This is a genomic window from Nocardia sp. NPDC003979 (genome assembly GCF_053605015.1).
Genome location: NZ_JBSGIJ010000001.1, coordinates 1 through 17,361 on the forward strand (window position 1 = coordinate 1; position 17,361 = coordinate 17,361).

Annotated in this window: 14 protein-coding genes; 9 read left to right on the top strand and 5 right to left on the bottom strand. The window is 69.3% G+C overall.

Translation table 11 applies throughout. The annotated features are described in order from the left end of the window. Positions 1 to 229: 229 nt before the first annotated feature. Positions 230 to 1,837 (bottom strand): (2,3-dihydroxybenzoyl)adenylate synthase, encoded by a 1,608-nt coding sequence (locus tag ACWEVR_RS00005; protein WP_452465179.1) that lies wholly within the window; start codon positions 1,835 to 1,837, stop codon positions 230 to 232. Between the two features lie 150 nt (positions 1,838 to 1,987). On the opposite strand from ACWEVR_RS00005, the gene ACWEVR_RS00010 reads away from it, so the two are divergent. From ACWEVR_RS00010 to ACWEVR_RS00020, 3 genes are all read left to right on the top strand, one after another. Next, on the top strand, positions 1,988 to 5,707 hold the full coding sequence (locus ACWEVR_RS00010) for a non-ribosomal peptide synthetase (protein WP_452465180.1): 3,720 nt from the start codon (positions 1,988 to 1,990) through the stop codon (positions 5,705 to 5,707). 54 nt (positions 5,708 to 5,761) lie between these two features. Continuing rightward, complete coding sequence (locus ACWEVR_RS00015; protein WP_452465181.1) at positions 5,762 to 6,625, top strand: oxidoreductase; 864 nt, start codon at positions 5,762 to 5,764, stop codon at positions 6,623 to 6,625. Positions 6,626 to 6,704: 79 nt separating this feature from the next. Next, entirely contained in the window at positions 6,705 to 7,175 is a 471-nt protein-coding gene (locus tag ACWEVR_RS00020; protein ID WP_452465182.1) for a carboxymuconolactone decarboxylase family protein, read from the top strand. Between the two features lie 12 nt (positions 7,176 to 7,187). Here the strand turns inward: ACWEVR_RS00020 and ACWEVR_RS00025 are convergent, their stop codons facing one another. After that, a complete protein-coding gene (locus ACWEVR_RS00025; protein ID WP_452465183.1) occupies positions 7,188 to 7,991 on the bottom strand; it encodes an NmrA family NAD(P)-binding protein in 804 nt (267 codons plus the stop codon). A gap of 297 nt (positions 7,992 to 8,288) precedes the next feature. Between ACWEVR_RS00025 and ACWEVR_RS00030 the strand changes: the two genes are divergently transcribed. From ACWEVR_RS00030 to ACWEVR_RS00045, 4 genes are all read left to right on the top strand, one after another. After that, positions 8,289 to 9,377, top strand: coding sequence for a 3-deoxy-7-phosphoheptulonate synthase (locus tag ACWEVR_RS00030; RefSeq protein WP_067640921.1), 1,089 nt, complete (start codon positions 8,289 to 8,291; stop codon positions 9,375 to 9,377). Positions 9,378 to 9,450: 73 nt separating this feature from the next. Then, complete coding sequence (locus tag ACWEVR_RS00035) at positions 9,451 to 9,675, top strand: ribbon-helix-helix domain-containing protein (RefSeq protein ID WP_181701128.1); 225 nt, start codon at positions 9,451 to 9,453, stop codon at positions 9,673 to 9,675. Then, entirely contained in the window at positions 9,663 to 10,088 is a 426-nt protein-coding gene (locus ACWEVR_RS00040) for a type II toxin-antitoxin system VapC family toxin (RefSeq protein ID WP_357147687.1), read from the top strand. The genes ACWEVR_RS00035 and ACWEVR_RS00040 overlap by 13 nt, the downstream gene beginning before the upstream one ends. Positions 10,089 to 10,154: 66 nt before the next feature. Next, positions 10,155 to 13,145 carry an ATP-dependent helicase C-terminal domain-containing protein gene (locus tag ACWEVR_RS00045; protein ID WP_452465184.1) on the top strand — a complete coding sequence of 997 codons (2,991 nt, stop codon included), beginning with the start codon at positions 10,155 to 10,157 and terminating at the stop codon, positions 13,143 to 13,145. A gap of 273 nt (positions 13,146 to 13,418) precedes the next feature. On the opposite strand, the gene ACWEVR_RS00050 is transcribed toward ACWEVR_RS00045, so the two are convergent. Continuing rightward, positions 13,419 to 13,964, bottom strand: a complete 546-nt coding sequence (locus tag ACWEVR_RS00050; protein ID WP_452465185.1) for a class I SAM-dependent methyltransferase — start codon at positions 13,962 to 13,964, stop codon at positions 13,419 to 13,421. Between the two features lie 191 nt (positions 13,965 to 14,155). Next, positions 14,156 to 14,740 (bottom strand): GNAT family N-acetyltransferase, encoded by a 585-nt coding sequence (locus tag ACWEVR_RS00055; RefSeq protein WP_452465186.1) that lies wholly within the window; start codon positions 14,738 to 14,740, stop codon positions 14,156 to 14,158. Between the two features lie 111 nt (positions 14,741 to 14,851). On the opposite strand from ACWEVR_RS00055, the gene ACWEVR_RS00060 reads away from it, so the two are divergent. Next, positions 14,852 to 15,748 (top strand): sigma-70 family RNA polymerase sigma factor, encoded by an 897-nt coding sequence (locus tag ACWEVR_RS00060; protein WP_067640925.1) that lies wholly within the window; start codon positions 14,852 to 14,854, stop codon positions 15,746 to 15,748. A 40-nt stretch (positions 15,749 to 15,788) separates the two neighbouring features. Here the strand turns inward: ACWEVR_RS00060 and ACWEVR_RS00065 are convergent, their stop codons facing one another. Continuing rightward, on the bottom strand, positions 15,789 to 16,004 hold the full coding sequence (locus tag ACWEVR_RS00065) for a hypothetical protein (protein WP_067492380.1): 216 nt from the start codon (positions 16,002 to 16,004) through the stop codon (positions 15,789 to 15,791). A 173-nt stretch (positions 16,005 to 16,177) separates the two neighbouring features. Here ACWEVR_RS00065 and ACWEVR_RS00070 point away from each other — a divergent pair, with 173 nt between their 5' ends. Next, on the top strand, positions 16,178 to 17,356 hold the full coding sequence (locus ACWEVR_RS00070) for a pyridoxal phosphate-dependent aminotransferase (protein WP_452465187.1): 1,179 nt from the start codon (positions 16,178 to 16,180) through the stop codon (positions 17,354 to 17,356). The last annotated feature ends 5 nt before the right edge of the window (positions 17,357 to 17,361 follow it).

Below are 17,361 nucleotides of genomic sequence, written 5' to 3' on the forward strand. Positions count from 1 at the left end.
AGCGCAACTGGCGATCCAGGGAGGTGGTGATCGGTGGGTGGCAGCGCTCGAAGCGCATGCGCGAAGCGCGAGTCTCGAGCGCTGTTCGCGCGGCCCTCCAGGGGCCGCGCTCGAGCGCGCCAGCGCTCCAAAAACACAGCCCAATACCTCCATGGTGCACAAAACACCAAGGCAGTTCCGCACGGCACCCGAGTCCGGCAGCTGCCCGAACTCGAGTGCCGTAAACCCCCTACAAACTAGCCCGCAGCGCCTTCTTATCGATCTTGCCAACAGCCGTAACCGGCAGCGAATCCGCCTGGCGAACCAAGTCAGGCAGCTTGTAAGTAGCCAGACCACGCTCGGTAAGAAACGTCTTCAACTCAGGAAGCGTCGGCAACGACCCGGTCACCACCAGCACCACACAGACCTTCTCACCGAGCGACGGATCGGGCACCCCCACCGCCGCGGCATGGCGGACAGCAGGATGAGCCAGCAGATGTTCCTCCAACTCATCGCAAGAAATGTTCTCACCACCGCGATTGATGACATCCTTGATCCGCCCACTGACAACCAGGTGCCCGCTGGCAAGCTGACGGACAAGGTCGCCGCTGCGGTAGAACCCATCGGGAGTGAACGCGCGAGCATTGTGTTCGGGGGCACGGTAGTAACCGCGCAGCGTGTAGGGCCCGCGGGTCAGCAGTTCCCCCTCCTCCCCGGCAGGCACATCGTTGCCCTGACCGTCGACCACACGGATCTCGTCACCAGGCGAGAGCGGCCTGCCCTGAGTGGTGTAAACCAGTTCGTCGGCATCATCGAGGCGAGTGAAGTTCAACAGCCCCTCGGCCATCCCGAACACCTGCTGCAACCGGCACTGCAGCGCCGGTTCCACTTCACGGGCATTCACCTCGGCCAACCGCGCGCCACCCACCTGGAGCAGCCGCAGCGAGCTCAAATCGGCGTCCTCCCAATCCACTGCGGCACTCCACAACTGGGCAAGCGGCGGCACCACGGCGCTCACGGTGACGCGATGCTTCTCGATGGCGGCGAACGCGGCCTCGGGGCTCGGGTCGAGGGTGAAGGCGACGGCCCCGCCGGTAGCGACGGTGCCGAAGATGCCGGGGCAGGCGAGCGGGAAGTTGTGTGCGGCAGGCAGAGTCGCGAGGTACACGTCGTCGGCGGTGAGCTCGCACACCTGCGCGCTCGCGGTGGCGTTGTAGACGTAGTCGTCGTGGGTGCGTGCGATGAGCTTGGGCAGACCGGTGGTCCCGCCGGAAACCAGCATCACCGCGATCTCGCCGGGGTCGACCTCGGGCAGCGAATCACCCTGCGCGGGAACGGTATCGAGGGCCCGGAACGCGCCGGGATCGCCCGCGACCAGCACATGCGCCAGGCTCGGCACGGCGGCGCGCACCGTGGCGGCCAGCTCGCGGTAGTCGAAATCGCCGAGCCGGTCCGGGATCAGGTAGGCAACGGCCTCCGACAGTGCCGCCAGGTGCTCGATCTCGGCGCGGCGGTGCGCGGGCAGGGTGAGTACGGGGATGACGCCCGCCCGCAGAAGGCCGAACAGGGCCGTCGCGAACTCGGGGATATTCGGCAGCTGCACGATCACCCGGTCGCCGGGGCGGATGCCGAGGGCGAGCAGACCGTGCGCCATGGCGTCGGCGGCGGCGTCGAGTTCGGCGTAGGACTGCACGGCGGCGTCGCTGAGGATCGCGGGGCTCGACGGCTGGGTGCGTGCGGTGTCGCGCAGCAGGTCACCGAGCGTGCGCCCGGACCAGTAGCCCGCCGTGCGGTACTCCTGCGCTGCCGCCTCGGGAAACGGAACGTAGCCCTCGCGATGGCTTGTCGACGTAGTCACAGTCGAACCCTCCGGTCGATCCAGATCAAAGCGGCCGAGAACCGGGGTGCTCGACCATAGGTTAGGCAACCCTATCTCAGTGGAGTAGGCTGCCGGCGAGCAGTATCGAATCCGTCCGGGGTCGGACGGCGAGCAAGGAGTGATCGGCAGATGGAGACAGCACCCGCGAACGGCGGCGGAATCGACCGTGCCGAGATCCGTGCCGCGATCGCCCGTCACCTCGACATCACCCCCGACGCTGTCGCCGACGCCGACGACCTGATCCAGCTCGGCCTCGACTCTATCCGCACCATGAAGCTCGCGGGCGCCTGGCGCAAACGCGGCATCAAGGTGAACTTCGCCCTCCTCGCCGCGCACCCGACCATCGATGCCTGGCACGCCTTACTCAACGGCGCCGATCCGGAGTCCCTGACCGCCGCCACCCGTGACGGGCGGGTCGCCACGGAGCCGGCCGCGGTCGCGTCCGCTCCGACCGCAATCGCCGACGATGTGTCGACCACCGCCGTGTCGGCCACGGTCGGCCCGACCGGACCGACTGCCAACGCATCGGCCACGCACCGATCGAGTCAGGCCGCGGGTGTCGGCACGGCTGCAGGCGCGCAACCGACCACGCCGACCGAGGGCGCGCTGGCGCCTGGCGAAAACGGCTCTGCCGCAGCGGATCTCATCCCCGACGACGGTACTCCGTTCCCGCTGGCGCCCATGCAGCACGCGTACTGGATCGGACGTTCGGATGCGCAGGAGTTGGGCGGGGTAGCCGCGCACCTGTATGTCGAGTTCGACGGGCAGGGTGTGGACCCGCAGCGCCTCGAGCGGGCCGTGGAGCAACTGCTCGTGCGCCACCCGATGTTGCGGACGAGGTTCCTGCCGGACGGTACCCAGCAGACCCTCGACCGCCCGGGCAGGGCCGTATTCGGGGTCACCGATCTGCGTGCGCTGTCCGAGGACGAAGCGCAGCGCAGACTGGCGGAACTGCGCGACCAGCGCACCCATCAGCGGATGGCCGTGGAGGACGGCCAGGTGATCGATATCGCCCTCACCCGCCTGGCCGACGGTCGCACCCGCCTGCATCTCGATGTCGACATGCTCGCCGCCGACGCCATGAGCTACCGCATCCTCGTCACCGACCTCGCCAAGCTCTACCACGGCGAACAGCCGGCACCGCAGGACTACACATTCCGCCAGTACCTGGCCGAGCAGCCGTCCACCGACGAGGAGCGCGACCGCGACCGCGACTGGTGGCGCGACCGGCTCGCCGAACTACCCGGCGCACCCGAACTGCCGCAGGCGCAGCATGTTTCGGAGCCGAACCGCACCGTCCGCCTGCACCGGTGGCTGTCCCCGGAGGCCAAGGCGCAGGTGTTCGACGCCGCCCACGCGCGTGGCATCACCCCGGCGATGGCGCTGGCCTCGGTATTCGCCGAGACCATCGGCGGCTGGTCGGCGCAGCGCCGCTTCCTGCTGAATCTGCCGCTGTTCCACCGGGAGCCGGTGCACCCGCAGGTCGACGGCGTGGTCGGCGACTTCACCTCCTCGGTGCTGCTCGAGGTCGATGTCACCGAGCCCGCCACCGTCGCCGATCGTGCGCGCACCCTGCAGCAGCGCCTGCACGAGGCGGGCGCCCACTCGGCCTACTCGGGCCTCGAGGTCCTGCGCGACCTGGGCCGCCAGCGCGGCGAACCGGTGCTGGCCCCCATCGTCTACACCAGTGCCCTCAACCTCGGCGAACTGTTCGCCGACACCGTCACCGACACCTTCGGTGACCCGGTCTGGATCATCTCCCAGGGCCCGCAGGTGCTGCTCGACGCCCAGATCACCGAGGTCCGCGGCGGCCTCCTGCTCAACTGGGACATCCGCGAATCCGCCTTCCCGCCCGGCATGGTCGAGGACATGTTCGCCCGCTACATCGAGGCCATCGAACGCCTGGGCGGCCAGAGTTCGGCGACCGTCGCGGGCTGGCAGGCCGAGGCAGGCGTGCGAATTCCCGTGGAGCAGGCCGCGACCCGCGCCCGGGTGAACGCGACGGCCGCACCCCTGAGCGGCAACCTGCTGCACACGGGCTTCTTCGCGAATGCCGCGACGAACCCGTCCGCGCCCGCGGTGCTCTGGGAGCCCGCCGGGCAGCTGACCTACGGTGAGCTGGCCGCCGATGCGCTCGCCGTGGCCGGTGCCCTGCGCGAAGCCGGTGTGACGCCGGGTGATTCGGTGGCAGTGCAGTTGCCGAAGGGGCCCGATCAGGTCGTCGCAGTCTTGGGCGTGCTCGCGGCCGGTGCGGTATACGTGCCGATCGGCTTCGACCAGCCCGCCGCCCGCCGCGCCGAAATCCTCTCCACCGCCGACGCCGTCGCGGTACTCACCGTCGGTGGCACCCAGATCCCCGAGGCTCGGGTCATCGACCTGGCCGAGGCACGCAACCACCCGGAACCCTTGCCGCGCCCCGTCTTCGGCGATCCGGAGAACATCGCCTACGTGCTGTTCACCTCCGGCTCCACGGGCAAGCCGAAGGGCGTCGAGGTGCCGCACCGTGCCGCCATGAACACCATCGACGACCTCGACGACCGCTTCGGCATCGGCGCGAACGACCGTGCCCTCGCCCTGTCGGCCCTCGAGTTCGACCTCTCGGTCTACGACATCTTCGGTCTGCTCGCGGCGGGCGGTGCCGTGGTCACCGTCGACGACGCACAGCGCGGCGACCCGGCCCGCTGGGTGGACATCATTCGCCGCCACGAGGTTTCGCTGGTCAACTGTGTTCCCAGCCTGCTCGACATGCTGCTCACCGCGGCGGGCGGGCAGGCGCTGCCGTCGCTGCGCACGGTGATCCTCGGTGGCGACTGGGTGGATGTCGCCCTGCCCGCCCGCCTGGCGGACGTGGCGCCGGACTGCCGCTTCGCCGGTCTCGGCGGGGCGACCGAAACCGCCATCCACTCCACCATCTGCGAGGTCGTCGGCGCCGAGGTGCCTGCCGAATGGACGGCCGTTCCCTACGGCACCCCGTTGCGCAATGTGCGGTGCCGCGTGGTCGGCCCGGCGGGCAACGACTGCCCCGACTGGGTGAGCGGCGAACTGTGGATCGGTGGGGACGGTGTGGCCGCCGGGTACCGCAAGGACCCCGAACGCACCGCCGACCGCTTCGTCACCCACGAGGGTGTGCGCTGGTACCGCACCGGTGACCTGGCCCGCTACCTGCCCGACGGCGGCCTGGAATTCCTGGGCCGCGCCGATCATCAGGTGAAGATCCGTGGTTACCGGGTGGAACTCGGTGAAGTGGAGAGCGCCCTGCGCGCCGTGCCCGGCGTGCGTCACGCGGTCGCCGCCGTGGTCGGCAAGGCCGCGCCGAAACTGGTCGCGCTGGTGGTGCCGACACCGGGCACCGTCCTCGATGCCGACACCGTGCTGGCCGCTGCCGCCGAACTGGTCCCCACCTACATGGTGCCGACCCGTCTGGAACTGCTGCCCGCACTCCCGCTCACCCCGAACGCCAAACCCGACCGCAAGGCCATTCGCGCCGTACTCGAAAAGGGTGAGGCTGCTGAGGAATTCGTCGCACCGCGCACCGATCTCGAACGCGCGCTCGCGGCGGTGATCGGCGAGGTCCTCGCGACCGAACGCATCGGTGTCACCGACGACTTCTTCGCTCTCGGTGGTGATTCGGTGCTCGCCACTACCGCCGTCGCCCGCATCCGGGAGTGGCTCGACGCACCCGACACCGTGGTCGCCGACCTGTTCACCGCCCGCAGCGTCGAGGGTCTCGCGAAGCGAATGACGCAGCGGGAGAACGAGTCCGGTACGCCGGGCAGATTGGCGGCGGTCGCGACCATGTATCTCGAGGTGGCCGCGATGACTGACGAGGAGATCCTCGCACAGTCCTGACCGGAGGGCGGTTCTCGATTCGCGGTTGTCCCAGCTCGCACTACACTTCGGTCGGTGAGCAAGTGGACTACCGCTGATCTATCCGACCAGACCGGCCGCACTGTCATCGTGACCGGCGCCAACAGCGGTCTCGGTGCCGCCACCGCGCGGGCGCTGTCCGCGAAAGGCGCGCGGGTGATCCTGGCCTGCCGCAATACGGCCAAGGCCGAGCAGGTGGCGAGCGAGTTACCCGGGGAGACCCAGGTGCGTGAGCTCGATCTGGCCGACCTGAACTCGGTGCGCGCTTTCGCCGAGTCCATCGAGCGGGTCGACGTGCTGATCAACAACGCGGGCGTGATGGCGCTGCCGCTGCGCCGCACCGCCGACGGTTTCGAAATGCAGTTCGGCACAAACCATCTCGGACACTTCGCGCTCACCAACCTGCTGCTCGACCGGATCGCCGACCGGGTGGTCACCGTGTCGAGCAACGCGCACCGCATCGGCCGCATCGACCTGACCGACCCCAACTGGGAGCAGCGTCGCTACGACCGCTGGCGCGCCTACGGCCAGTCCAAGCTGGCCAATCTGCTGTTCGCCACCGAACTGCAGCGCCGGCTGGCCGGTGAGGGATCGTCGGTGCTCTCGGTGGCCGCGCACCCCGGCTACGCCGCGACCGAACTCATGTCGCACACCGAATCGGTGCAGGAAGTCTTCATGTGGCTCGGCAACCGGATGTTCGCGCAGAGCCCTGCTCAGGGCGCCCTGCCCACGCTGTTCGCCGCCACCGCCGACGTGGAGCCCGGCGGGTTCTACGGTCCCGACGGCCTGTTCGGCCTGTGGGGCCACCCGGCGCCGTGCGCGATGGCCGCGCCCGCGCACGATCGCGCCGTCGCCGCCGAACTCTGGGAGCTGTCGGAGAAGCTGTGCGGTCTGCTCTGAGGTGATCGTGATCACCCATGTCACACTCCGGCGCCGTGCGTCGTCGTAGAGGTGTATTCCACCCGACGAAGGAGTGATCATGGAAGCGCGTTTCGACCTCTACAACAACCCCGTCGCCAGCAGCTTCGTGAAGCGGCTGCAGACCGCGGCCAAGGTGATCGACGGCTCGCCGCTGCCGAAGGCCACCCATGAGCTGGTGAAGATCCGCGCGTCGCAGATCAACGGGTGCAGCTTCTGCGTCGACATGCACACCAAGGACGCCGCGCACATGGGCGAATCCTCGGTGCGGATCAACCTGGTCGCCGCGTGGCGCGAGGCCAACGTGTTCACCGAGGCGGAGCGGGCCGCGCTCGCCCTCACCGAGGAGGCGACCCGCGTCGCCGACGGTGGCCAGGTCACCGACGACACCTGGGCCCAGGTCCGCAAGCATTACGACGACGACCAGATCGCCGCGTTGATCGCCGCCATCGCGACGATCAACGCCTGGAATCGGCTCAATGCCATCGCTCACACCCCGGCGGGCGACTACGTGGCAGGCCAGTTCGGCTGAGAATCCGGGCGCTCAGGCGAATCGGTGCCCGTATTCGGCCGCCCACTGCGCGAAGGTGCGCGCTGGGCGGCCGAGCACGTTTTCGACCGTCGGGTCGACGGTGCGGGACTCCGGGCTCGACTCGGCGTACCAGCCGATCACGTACTCGGCGTCCGCCCGCGACACCCCGGTCGCCGTCAGCCGCTCGATCGCCTGCTCATGGCTGATGGTCACGAACGCGATCTCCCTCCCGGCGGCCTCGGCGAGTACCGCCAACCGTTCCTGCGGCGTGAGCGCCTGCGGGCCGGTGAGGTTGTAGGCGCGCCCGGCGTGCCCGTCCTCGAGCAGCGCGACCGCGGCCACCGCACCGATATCGGCTTCGTGCACCAGCGCGCTCGGATGCGCGTACGGCTCGCGCACCACGCCCTCGGCCCGGATCGAATCGGCCCAGGTGAGCGTGTTCGCCATGAACTCCTGCGGTTCCAGCCGCGTCCATTCCACGCCGGAACGCTCGATCGCCTGCTCGATGGGACCGACGCCGCCACCCCAGACCACCGTGATGCGGCGCACGCCCGCCGCCACCGCCCGGTCGACGAGTTCCTGGCCCACCTCGGCCAGACCCGCCGTCACGGTCACGTGCAATCGGTCGACACCGCTCCAGTCGAGCGTGCCCGGCTCGGTGTGCGTTCCGCCGACCAGTTCCACCTCGGGACCGAGGAGTGCGCGTGCCCTCTCGGTATCGCGGGTGAGTGCCTTGACCTTCTCGCCGCGCTCGACGAGTTCACGAACCACCTGGCGCCCGGTATTGCCGGTCGCGCCCGTAACCAGTGTTGTCACAGTCGATTTCCTTTCCTCGGCACCCACGCTAGGAACTCAACAGAGGTTGAGGTCAACCGGCGCAGCGGTGTGATCGTGCGCACTTCGGGCAACCACGCGCGGGTCCGCGACGTTTCACCGGTGGTACAGTCCACGGCATGCAGCGCGCATATTTCTGGTTTAGCGAGCCGGCCCTGGGTGGGCCGGTCTGCGACCCTGCGCGCTGACTTCCTCCACCCCGAGCCGGATACCTGACCGGCTCGACGGGTAGCGAAATTTCCGTGGGTCGGCCTTCAACCGAAAAGGACCCACATTCTCATGACCACCGCAGTTGACGTAGACGCGCGGCACTCCGATCTCGACGATCAGCGCACCCTCAGCGTGAGCCCCCTTCGCTCACCCGCCGAGGTCCGCCTCGTGCACCCCATCACCGACGAGCTGGCCGACACCGTGCGCTCGGGTCGCAAAGCCACCGTCGACGTGCTCAACGGCGACGACGACCGCCTGATGGTGATCGTCGGCCCGTGCTCGGTGCACGACCCCGTCGCCGCCCTCGACTACGCCCGCAAGCTCGCCGCCAAGGCCGAGGAACTCGGCGACCGGCTGCACATCGTCATGCGCGTGTACTTCGAGAAGCCGCGTACCACGCTGGGCTGGAAGGGCCTGATCAACGACCCGCACCTGGACGGTTCGTTCGACGTGAACACCGGTCTCGGCATCGGCCGCAAGGTGCTCGTCGACATCACCGCCCTCGGCCTGCCGGTGGCGTGTGAGTTCCTCGACCCGATCACCCCGCAGTACATCGCGGACCTGGTCTCCTACGGCGCGATCGGTGCGCGCACCGCCGCCAGCCAGGTGCACCGTCAGCTGTCCTCGGCGCTGTCGATGCCGGTGGGCATCAAGAACGGCACCGACGGTGACGTGCAGGTCGCGGTCGACGGTGTGCGCGCCGCCGCCGCCAGCCACGTCTTCCCCGGCACCGATCTCGACGGCCGTTCGGCGCTGATCCGCACCTCGGGCAACCCGGACTGCCACGTCATCCTGCGCGGTGGCAGCAACGGCACCAACTACGACGCCGCCTCCGTCGCCGAGGCCAAGCTGCGCCTCGAGAAGTCGTCGCTGCCCCAGCGTGTGGTGGTCGACGCCAGCCACGGCAACAGCAACAAGGACCACAACCGTCAGGTCGACGTCGTCACCGATATCGCGACCCGGCTCGCCGCCGGTGAGCAGGGCGTGGTCGGCGTGATGCTCGAGTCGTTCCTCGTCGCGGGCCGCCAGGACCTCACCCTCGGCAAGGCCGCCGACCTCACCTACGGCCAGTCCATCACCGATGCCTGCATCGACTGGGAGACCACCGCCACGCAGCTCGACCGCCTGGCGCAGGCTGTCGAAACCCGGCGCGGGTAACGCGACGGGCCGAGAGCCCCGGGTATTCCGGGGCTCTGGCCGCAGAGCCTGCCGGAAGGTATGCTGGCATACCATGAAGCGCACGACCATCAAGCTCCCCGACGACCTCGACAGCCGCGTCCGGCACGAGGCCGCGCGTCGTGGCATGACTGTGTCGGAGTGGACCAGAGAAGCGCTGGCTGCGCAGCTTCCCGGCCACGGTGTTCGCCGATTCGGTGCCGCGGGCGCGGGTCGCAGTGGACGCTCCGATATTTCCGAGCGGATCGAGGAAATTCTGCGGGGAGAGTGGGACCGATAGCGCGCCTGCTGGTCGACGCGGGCCCGCTCTATGCCTATGTCGACGCGGACGATGCCCATCATCGGGCCTGTTTGGAGCTACTCCAAAGCCACCGTGGCCCGCTCATCGTTCCAACGCTCGTCATCACGGAGGCCGCCTACCTCATCGGCACGCGATTGGGCGCGGAAGCCGAGGTGCGCTTCCTCGGTGACTTCGCCGAGGGGTTGTTCGAGGTAGAGCCGGTGCGTCCAGGCGACTGGCTGCGCATCGCCGAACTCGTTGCGCGTTACCGTGACTGGCCGCTGGGAACGGCGGACGCGTCGGTTGTCGCTACCGCCGAGAGATTGGGCATCACCGAGATCGCGACAGTCGACCGCCGGCACTTCGGAGCGATCCGCCCTGCTCATACCGAGGCTTTCCACCTCTTACCGTGAGCTCGACGTTGTAGGTGCGGTAGGCCGATGTCGGGGGCCGTCTCGCGGGCGCCACACTTGTGGGCGATGAGACTTCCCGAACTGCCCGATCTTCCCGTGCGGCCCGCGCTGGCGGACATCACGCGCACCCTGGCCGATCGGGGTGTCGCGGTGCTGGTCGCGCCGCCGGGGACCGGGAAGACGACGCTGGTGCCGTTGGCCTTGGCTGCGGACGAGTACGTGGGGCGGGGGAAGACGGTGCCGTCGGCTTCGGCTGCGGGCGAGTGTGTGGGGTCGGGGAGGGCGGTGCCGTCGGTTTCGGCTATGGGCGAGTACGTCGGGTCGGGGAAGACGGCGCCGTCGGCTTCGGTGGCGGGCGGTGGGCGGGTTTTGGTGGCCGAACCGCGGCGGTTGGCGGCGCGGGCGGCTGCCGCGCGCATGGCCGGGATGCTCGGGGAACGGGTCGGGGAGACCGTCGGGTATGCGGTCCGTGGGGATCGCAAGGTGGGGCCGGGTACGCGGATCGAGGTGGTGACCTCCGGTCTGCTGGTCCGGCGGTTGCAGCAGGATCCGGAGCTCGCGGGGGTCGGCACGGTGATCCTCGACGAGTGCCATGAGCGGCACCTCGACGCCGACCTGTTGCTTGCCCTGCTGCTCGACGCGCGGTCGGGTCTGCGACCGGACCTGAAGGTGCTCGCCACCTCCGCGACCGTCGCGGCCGATCGCCTCGCCGAGCTGCTCGGCGGCGGCGATCGGGCGCCGGTGCTGGAGGTACAGGGGCGGACGTATCCGGTGGAGGTCGGATATATGCCCGCAGCGTCTCGGGAACGGGTCGAGGGGCATGTCGCGCGGGTGACGCGGATCGCCTTGGCCGAGTCCGACGGGGACGTGCTGGTCTTTCTGCCGGGTGTCGGCGAGATCAACCGGACGGCCGCGCTTCTGCGTGATCTCGATGTGGATGTCGTGCCGTTGCATGGCCGGCTGGCCGGGGCGGCGCAGGACAGTGCGCTACGTCCGGGTGCGCGGCGCCGGGTCGTGTTGTCCACTGCCGTAGCGGAATCCAGTCTCACGGTGCCCGGTGTGCGTGCCGTTGTCGACTCCGGATTGTCGCGGGTGTCGCGGGTCGATCATCGGCGTGGGCTGTCCGGTCTTGCGACAGTTCGTGTTTCGGCCGCGGTCGCCGAACAACGTGCCGGGCGTGCCGGTCGTGAGGCGCCCGGTCGTGCCTGGCGTTGCTGGCCCGAATACGAACACCACACCCTGCCCGCCTACCCCGACCCGGAAATCCGCACTGCCGAATTGACCCGCCTCGCACTCGAATTGGCGTGCTGGGGCACCCCCGACGGTTCCGTCCTCGCCTGGTGGGACGCCCCACCCGAAGGCGCGCTCGCCGCCGCCCGCACCGTCCTGCACGCCCTCGGCGCCATCGACGACAACGACCACATCACCGCCCGCGGCCGTGCCATGGCCACCCTCGGCCTGCACCCCCGCCTGGCCCGCGCCCTCCTCGACGGCGCCGCCCACCTGGGCCCGAAACTCGCCGCCGAAATGGTCGCCCTGATGGACGACGACACCCTCGCCCCCGGCACAGACGCCACCGCGGCCCTGCGCACCCTCCGCACCGAACGTCCACCCCGCTGGACCCGAGAGGTCACCCGCCTCACCCGCCTCGTCGGCGACTCCGATGGCTCGGCCGTACCGGGCGAGAGTGCTTATGGCGCAATCGCATCGGGTGCGGAGACCGGCGGCGCGGTGCCGGCCGGCGAGGAAAGCCGTTCTGCGGCGACATCGTTCGATGTCCGAGCTGCGGCGGGATCGCCAGGTGATGGTCACGCTGAGCGCAGTTCGCCTGCGGGAAGCCATGGTGATCGGCAGGCGGACGCGAGGCGTGCCAGTGGCGGCTCGGGTACGGGAAAGCATGACTCGGCGGGGTCGGGTGCGGGGAGGCGTGACTCGGCCGGGTCGGGTGTGGGGAGGCGTGACTCGGCCGGGTCGGGTGTGGGGAGGCGTGACTCGGCCGGTTCGGGTGTGGGGAGGCGTGACTCGACCGGTTCGGGTGTGGGGAGGCGTGACTCGGCTGGGTCGAGTATGGGGGTGCTCGAAGAAGGGGTGGCGTTGATGATCGCGTTGGCGCAGCCGGAGCGGTTGGCGCGGCGGCGGGGGAGGGGGTCGGGGTCGTATTTGATGGCGGGCGGGACGGCGGTTTCGTTGCCTGCGGGGTCCGGGTTGGTGGCGGCGGAGTGGTTGGCTGTTGCCGTGGCGGATCGGGATCCGGGGTGGGCGGAGGGCCGAATTCGGCTGGCGGCCATTGCTTCTGAGGATTTGGCGCGGGAGGCGGCGCCTGGCTTGGTCAGTGCTGGGGAGGAGGTGCGCTGGGACGGCGGGGATGTGATCGCGCGGCGGGTCGAGCGGTTGGGTGCGATCGTGCTGTCCGAAAAACCGCTGCGTGAACCGGATTCGGCGTTGGTGGGCGCGGCGTTGCGGGAAGGACTGCGCGCGGAGGGGATCGGTCTGCTTCGCTGGTCCGACGACGCGCGCACCCTGCGTGATCGCCTCGCCTTCCTGCACCGCACGCTCGGCGCACCATGGCCCGATGTCGACGACGACGCCCTCCTCGCCGCCCTCGACTCCTGGCTCGGCCCCGAACTCGCCACCGCCCGCCGCCGCGCCGACCTCGCCCGCATCGACGCGGGTACCGCCCTGCGCCGCCTCCTGCCCTGGCCCGAAGCCGCCCGCCTCGACGACCTGGCCCCCGAGCGCCTCGAAGTCCCCTCGGGCAGCCGCGTCCGCGTCGACTACAGCGCCGACCAGCCGGTCCTCGCGGTCAAGGTCCAGGAAATCTTCGGCTGGACCACCCCACCGGCCCTCGCCGACGGCCGCGCCACCCTCCTGCTGCACCTGCTCTCCCCAGCCCAGCGTCCCGTAGCCGTCACCGCCGACCTCCCCTCCTTCTGGCAAACCGGCTGGCCCCAGGTCCGCGCCGACCTCCGCGGCCGCTACCCCAAACACGCCTGGCCCGAAGACCCCACCCGAACCCCCGCCCACCGAGGCACCGCCCGCCGCCTCCGCCCCACCTGACCACCCTCGAGACCGGCCCCTGTCCCGCCTGATGTCCGCATCGGGCTTGCCGCCGCCTCGAATTCCACCAGCCGTCCGCCCGGAATCGTTGAGTGCGGCTCGCGGAGGAAGTCGTGAACGAAACCCAGCTTCCTCGGTTGACCTACACCTCTCTCGTCCCGCCTGCCCCCGCTTCAGGCCAGCGGCCACCCATCGAGCTGGACATGTGATCGCCACGCTCTGATGGCGGCATCGACCGAGAAGCCAACGCCACCAGAGCGTGGTGAGCTTGGATCAGCGGGTGGGGGTGAGGTGGACGGCGAGGAGGTCGCCCGAGGTGGTGGGTTCGCAGGTGAAGCCGGCGGCGGCGCAGCGGTCGGTGAGGCGGGTGGGGGTGGGTTTCGGGGAGGTGGGGGTGTCGGTGGGGGTGCCGTAGCCGTAGCAGAGCCAGAGGCGGCCGGTGGGGGACAGGCAGGTGCGCAGCGTTGCCCAGGCCTGGGGTGCGGTGGAGGTCCAGAAGAGGTTGACGTTGACCGCGTAGATCAGGTCGAACTGTTCGCCGGGATCGAGTTCGGCGAGTAGGCGGGCCGGTGCGGTCTTTCCGATCTCGCCCTCCACCAGCCGGATTCGGCCTGCCGCGATCTGGTCGGCACACCGCTGCCCGGCTCGCGCCAGCGCGGTCGCCGAACGCTCCACGCCGACGATCCGCCCGTCGCCGAGCCGCTCCGCCATCCGTGCCAACGACACGCCGTTACCGGGCCCTATTTCGAGGACCCGCTCACCGGGCCGCACTCCCATGACATCGGCGAACCACTCGAACCGCGCGTCATCAGCCAACATCGCGCCCCTTTCTCCGCGTTCACCAGCCATGACTGATCGTGGCACGGCTTGCACATGCGAGGGGCGACCATCGCCGAGCCTGCTTCTCCGGGCACGGGCCTGCGGTGCGGAAGTACATATCGCTTGGTTCACGCGTACGGCTCGGCGAAAGCGGCTGGTTCCGACTCACGACAGGGCCGCCGAGACCCGGCTCAGCCTTCCGGAGGAAAGGTTTCCGCAGGCCATCCATCAACCGGCCCGGGAGGATCGTCCACCAAGCGCGCCGCATACCACTCGTCGACCCGAACCCCACGCTGCACGCCACCCAACCGGGCTTTCCCCTCGTAGTGGAATCCGTTACGACGAACGGCGGCTGCCGAAGCGTGATTGCCGACCATCGCGCGCCACGTGATGCGTTGCAGACCAAGCCCGTCGGATGCGAAGGCGAAATCGCAGACCAGGATGATGGTGCGTGACATCAGGCCCCGGCCTCGGTGTTCGGGGCTGAGCCAGAAGCCGATCTCACAGGCGTCGGGACCTCGGGCGTGCAGGCCGACCATGCCTTCGACCCGGCCGTCGGGTGCGGTGCGGATGGACCAGATCGGCTCGTTGTTCAGCCAACCTGCCGCCACGTTCCTGTCCAGGAATTCCTCGGCGTCGGCGCGGCCGTAGGGCACAGGGACGGTGGTCCAGCGCTGGACGGCGGGGTCTTGCACGCATTCGACGATGCGGTCGATATCGGCGGCGGCAGGCCGGATGAGCCACACGGTGCCGTCGGTGAGCGTGTGCTGGTACATCACCTCATCCTGGCAGGACGGGTGCATAGTTCTCACGGCATTTTCCGCGCGCAGGGCAAAACCGGTACACCCGTGCAACCAGCGTGAACCCACTCCGTAGGATCAGCGGCGATGGTTTCCCCGCTTCTCGCCGACCTGTTCGAATCGCATCGAGCACATCTCATTTCGGTGGCCTACCGGCTCACCGGAAGCGTCGGCGACGCCGAGGACGCGGTGCAGGAGAGCTGGCTGCGGATGGCGGGCGCCCACCAGTCCGAGATCGAGGACCTGCGTGCCTGGCTCACCACGGTGGTGAGCCGGATCTGCCTCGACCATCTGCGCAGCGCGGCGGTGCGCCGGGAAACCTACGTGGGCCAGTGGCTGCCCGAACCGATCGTCACCGGGCAGGCCCGCACCGACGACCCGCTCGAGGTGGTCGTCCGCAATCAGGACAACCGGATGGCGGCGATGGTGGTGCTCGACGCGCTCACTCCGCAGCAGCGGGTGGCGCTGGTACTGCACGACAGCCTCGCCGTCCCGTTCGACGAGATCGCCGACATCCTCGGCGTATCACCAGATGCCGCACGGCAGTTGGCGGTGCGCGCCCGCAAGACCGTCGCCCGCACCCCACCCCCGGTGACCGACGACGTGCACGACGAGGCGGTGCAGCGGTTCCTGGCCGCCCTGGCCACCGGCGATATCGCCGCGGTGGCCGCCACCCTGCATCCGGACGTGAATTTCATCGCCGACGCGGGCGGCACGGCACGCACGGCGCTCAATGTCGTCGAGGGTGCGGAGAAGGTGGCGCGGCTGGCGGTCGGCCTGTGGCGCAAGCAGCTCGAGGAACCGGCGCTGGAGATCGGTTTCGCCGCGGTGAACGGGCAATCGGGTCTGGTACTCACCGATCCGAACTCGCCGTTCGGCCGGGCGGTTCGGGTGCTCGCGTTCTCGGTGCGCGATGGGCTGGTCTGTGCCGCTTACGATTTCGCCAATGTGGCGAAGCTGTCGGGCGCTCGGCTGCGCACCTAGCCGGACCGGACCCGCGCGATCCGATCCGGCGCTGCGGTGTCTACGGGTAGGTGGACCCCCACTGGTGATCACCGGTGGACGAGCCGAGGTTGTGGTCCCCGGTGGAGGAGCCCATGTTGTTGTCGGGCGTGGCCGAGCCCGTGAAGAAATCGACGATCGGGCTGGCTTCCAGCTGTTCCTGGATGAAGCGAAGTGCCGAACCGGCGACCTCCGACGCGGCCGGTTGCAGGATGAAGTCGAGCAGAGGTGAGGCCATGCGAGCCCCTTTCGATATGCCACCACGCTGTGGTGTGTGAGGTAGAACACGGCGAGGCTAGCTGAGGTTGAGTGATCGCACAATACCGCAGGTCAAAGGCCAAAAACGTTTGTGAAACATAGGTGTTCGCTATCGTGCGGCAACGGCTGGGAAAGGTGGGATACGCTGCGGAGATGTCGTCTGTGCCGCCCACCGTCGCCCGCTTGCGCCCCTTCGGCTCGACCATTTTCGCCGAGATGACCGAACTGGCCGTGCGCCACGACGCGGTGAATCTCGGGCAGGGATTCCCCGACACCGACGGTCCGGCGAGCATGCTCGAGGTCGCCCGCACCGCCATCGCCGAGGGCCACAACCAGTACCCGCCGGGTCGAGGGGTGCCCGCCTTGCGCCGCGCCGTCGCCGACGATCGCGCCCGCCGCTACGGCACCCGCTACGACCCCGACACCGAGGTCCTGGTCACCGTCGGCGCCACGGAAGCGATCAGCGCGACGCTGCTCGGCCTGGTCGAACCGGGCGCGGAAGTGGTGCTCATCGAGCCCTATTACGACTCCTACGCCGCCGCGGTCGCCCTGGCGGGTGCGCAGCGCCGGACCGCGCGACTGGTTCCCGACGGCGACCGCTTCGTCCTCGACCTCGACAGCCTGCGTTCCGCGATCACCCCGAAAACACGCATGCTGGTGATCAATTCACCGCACAACCCCACCGGCTCGGTGCTCTCGCGCGACGAACTCGCCGCGATCGCCGCGCTGGCGCGCGAACATGATCTGCTGGTGCTGGCCGACGAGGTGTACGAGCACCTCGTGTACGACGGCGTGGAGCACATCAGCATCTCGACGCTGCCGGGGATGCGCGAGCGGACCATCGTGGTGTCCAGCGCGGCGAAGACTTTCAATGTCACCGGCTGGAAGATCGGCTGGGCGTGCGCGCCCGCGCCACTGCTGAATGCCGTGCTCACGGCGAAGCAGTTCATGACCTTCGTCGGTGGCGGGCCGTTCCAGCCCGCCGTCGCCCACGCGATCGACACCGAGCTGGAGTGGGTGCACGGCATGCGTGACGGCCTCGCCGACAAACGTGTACGGCTCTCGGATGCGTTGCGCGACACCGGCTTCGCCGTGTCGTCCACCGCGGGCGGCTACTTCGTGTGCGCTGATGTGCGACCGCTCGGCATCGACGACGGGTTGACGCTGTGCCGGGAGATGCCTGCTCGGTTCGGCGTGGCCGCCGTACCGGTGAGCGCGTTCGTGGACCATCCCGGCGAGTGGAAACACCTGGTGCGCTTCACCTTCAGCAAACGGGACGAAACCATCGACGAAGGCGCCCGCCGGTTGCGTGCGGGAGTCGCGACTCGCTGATCGGC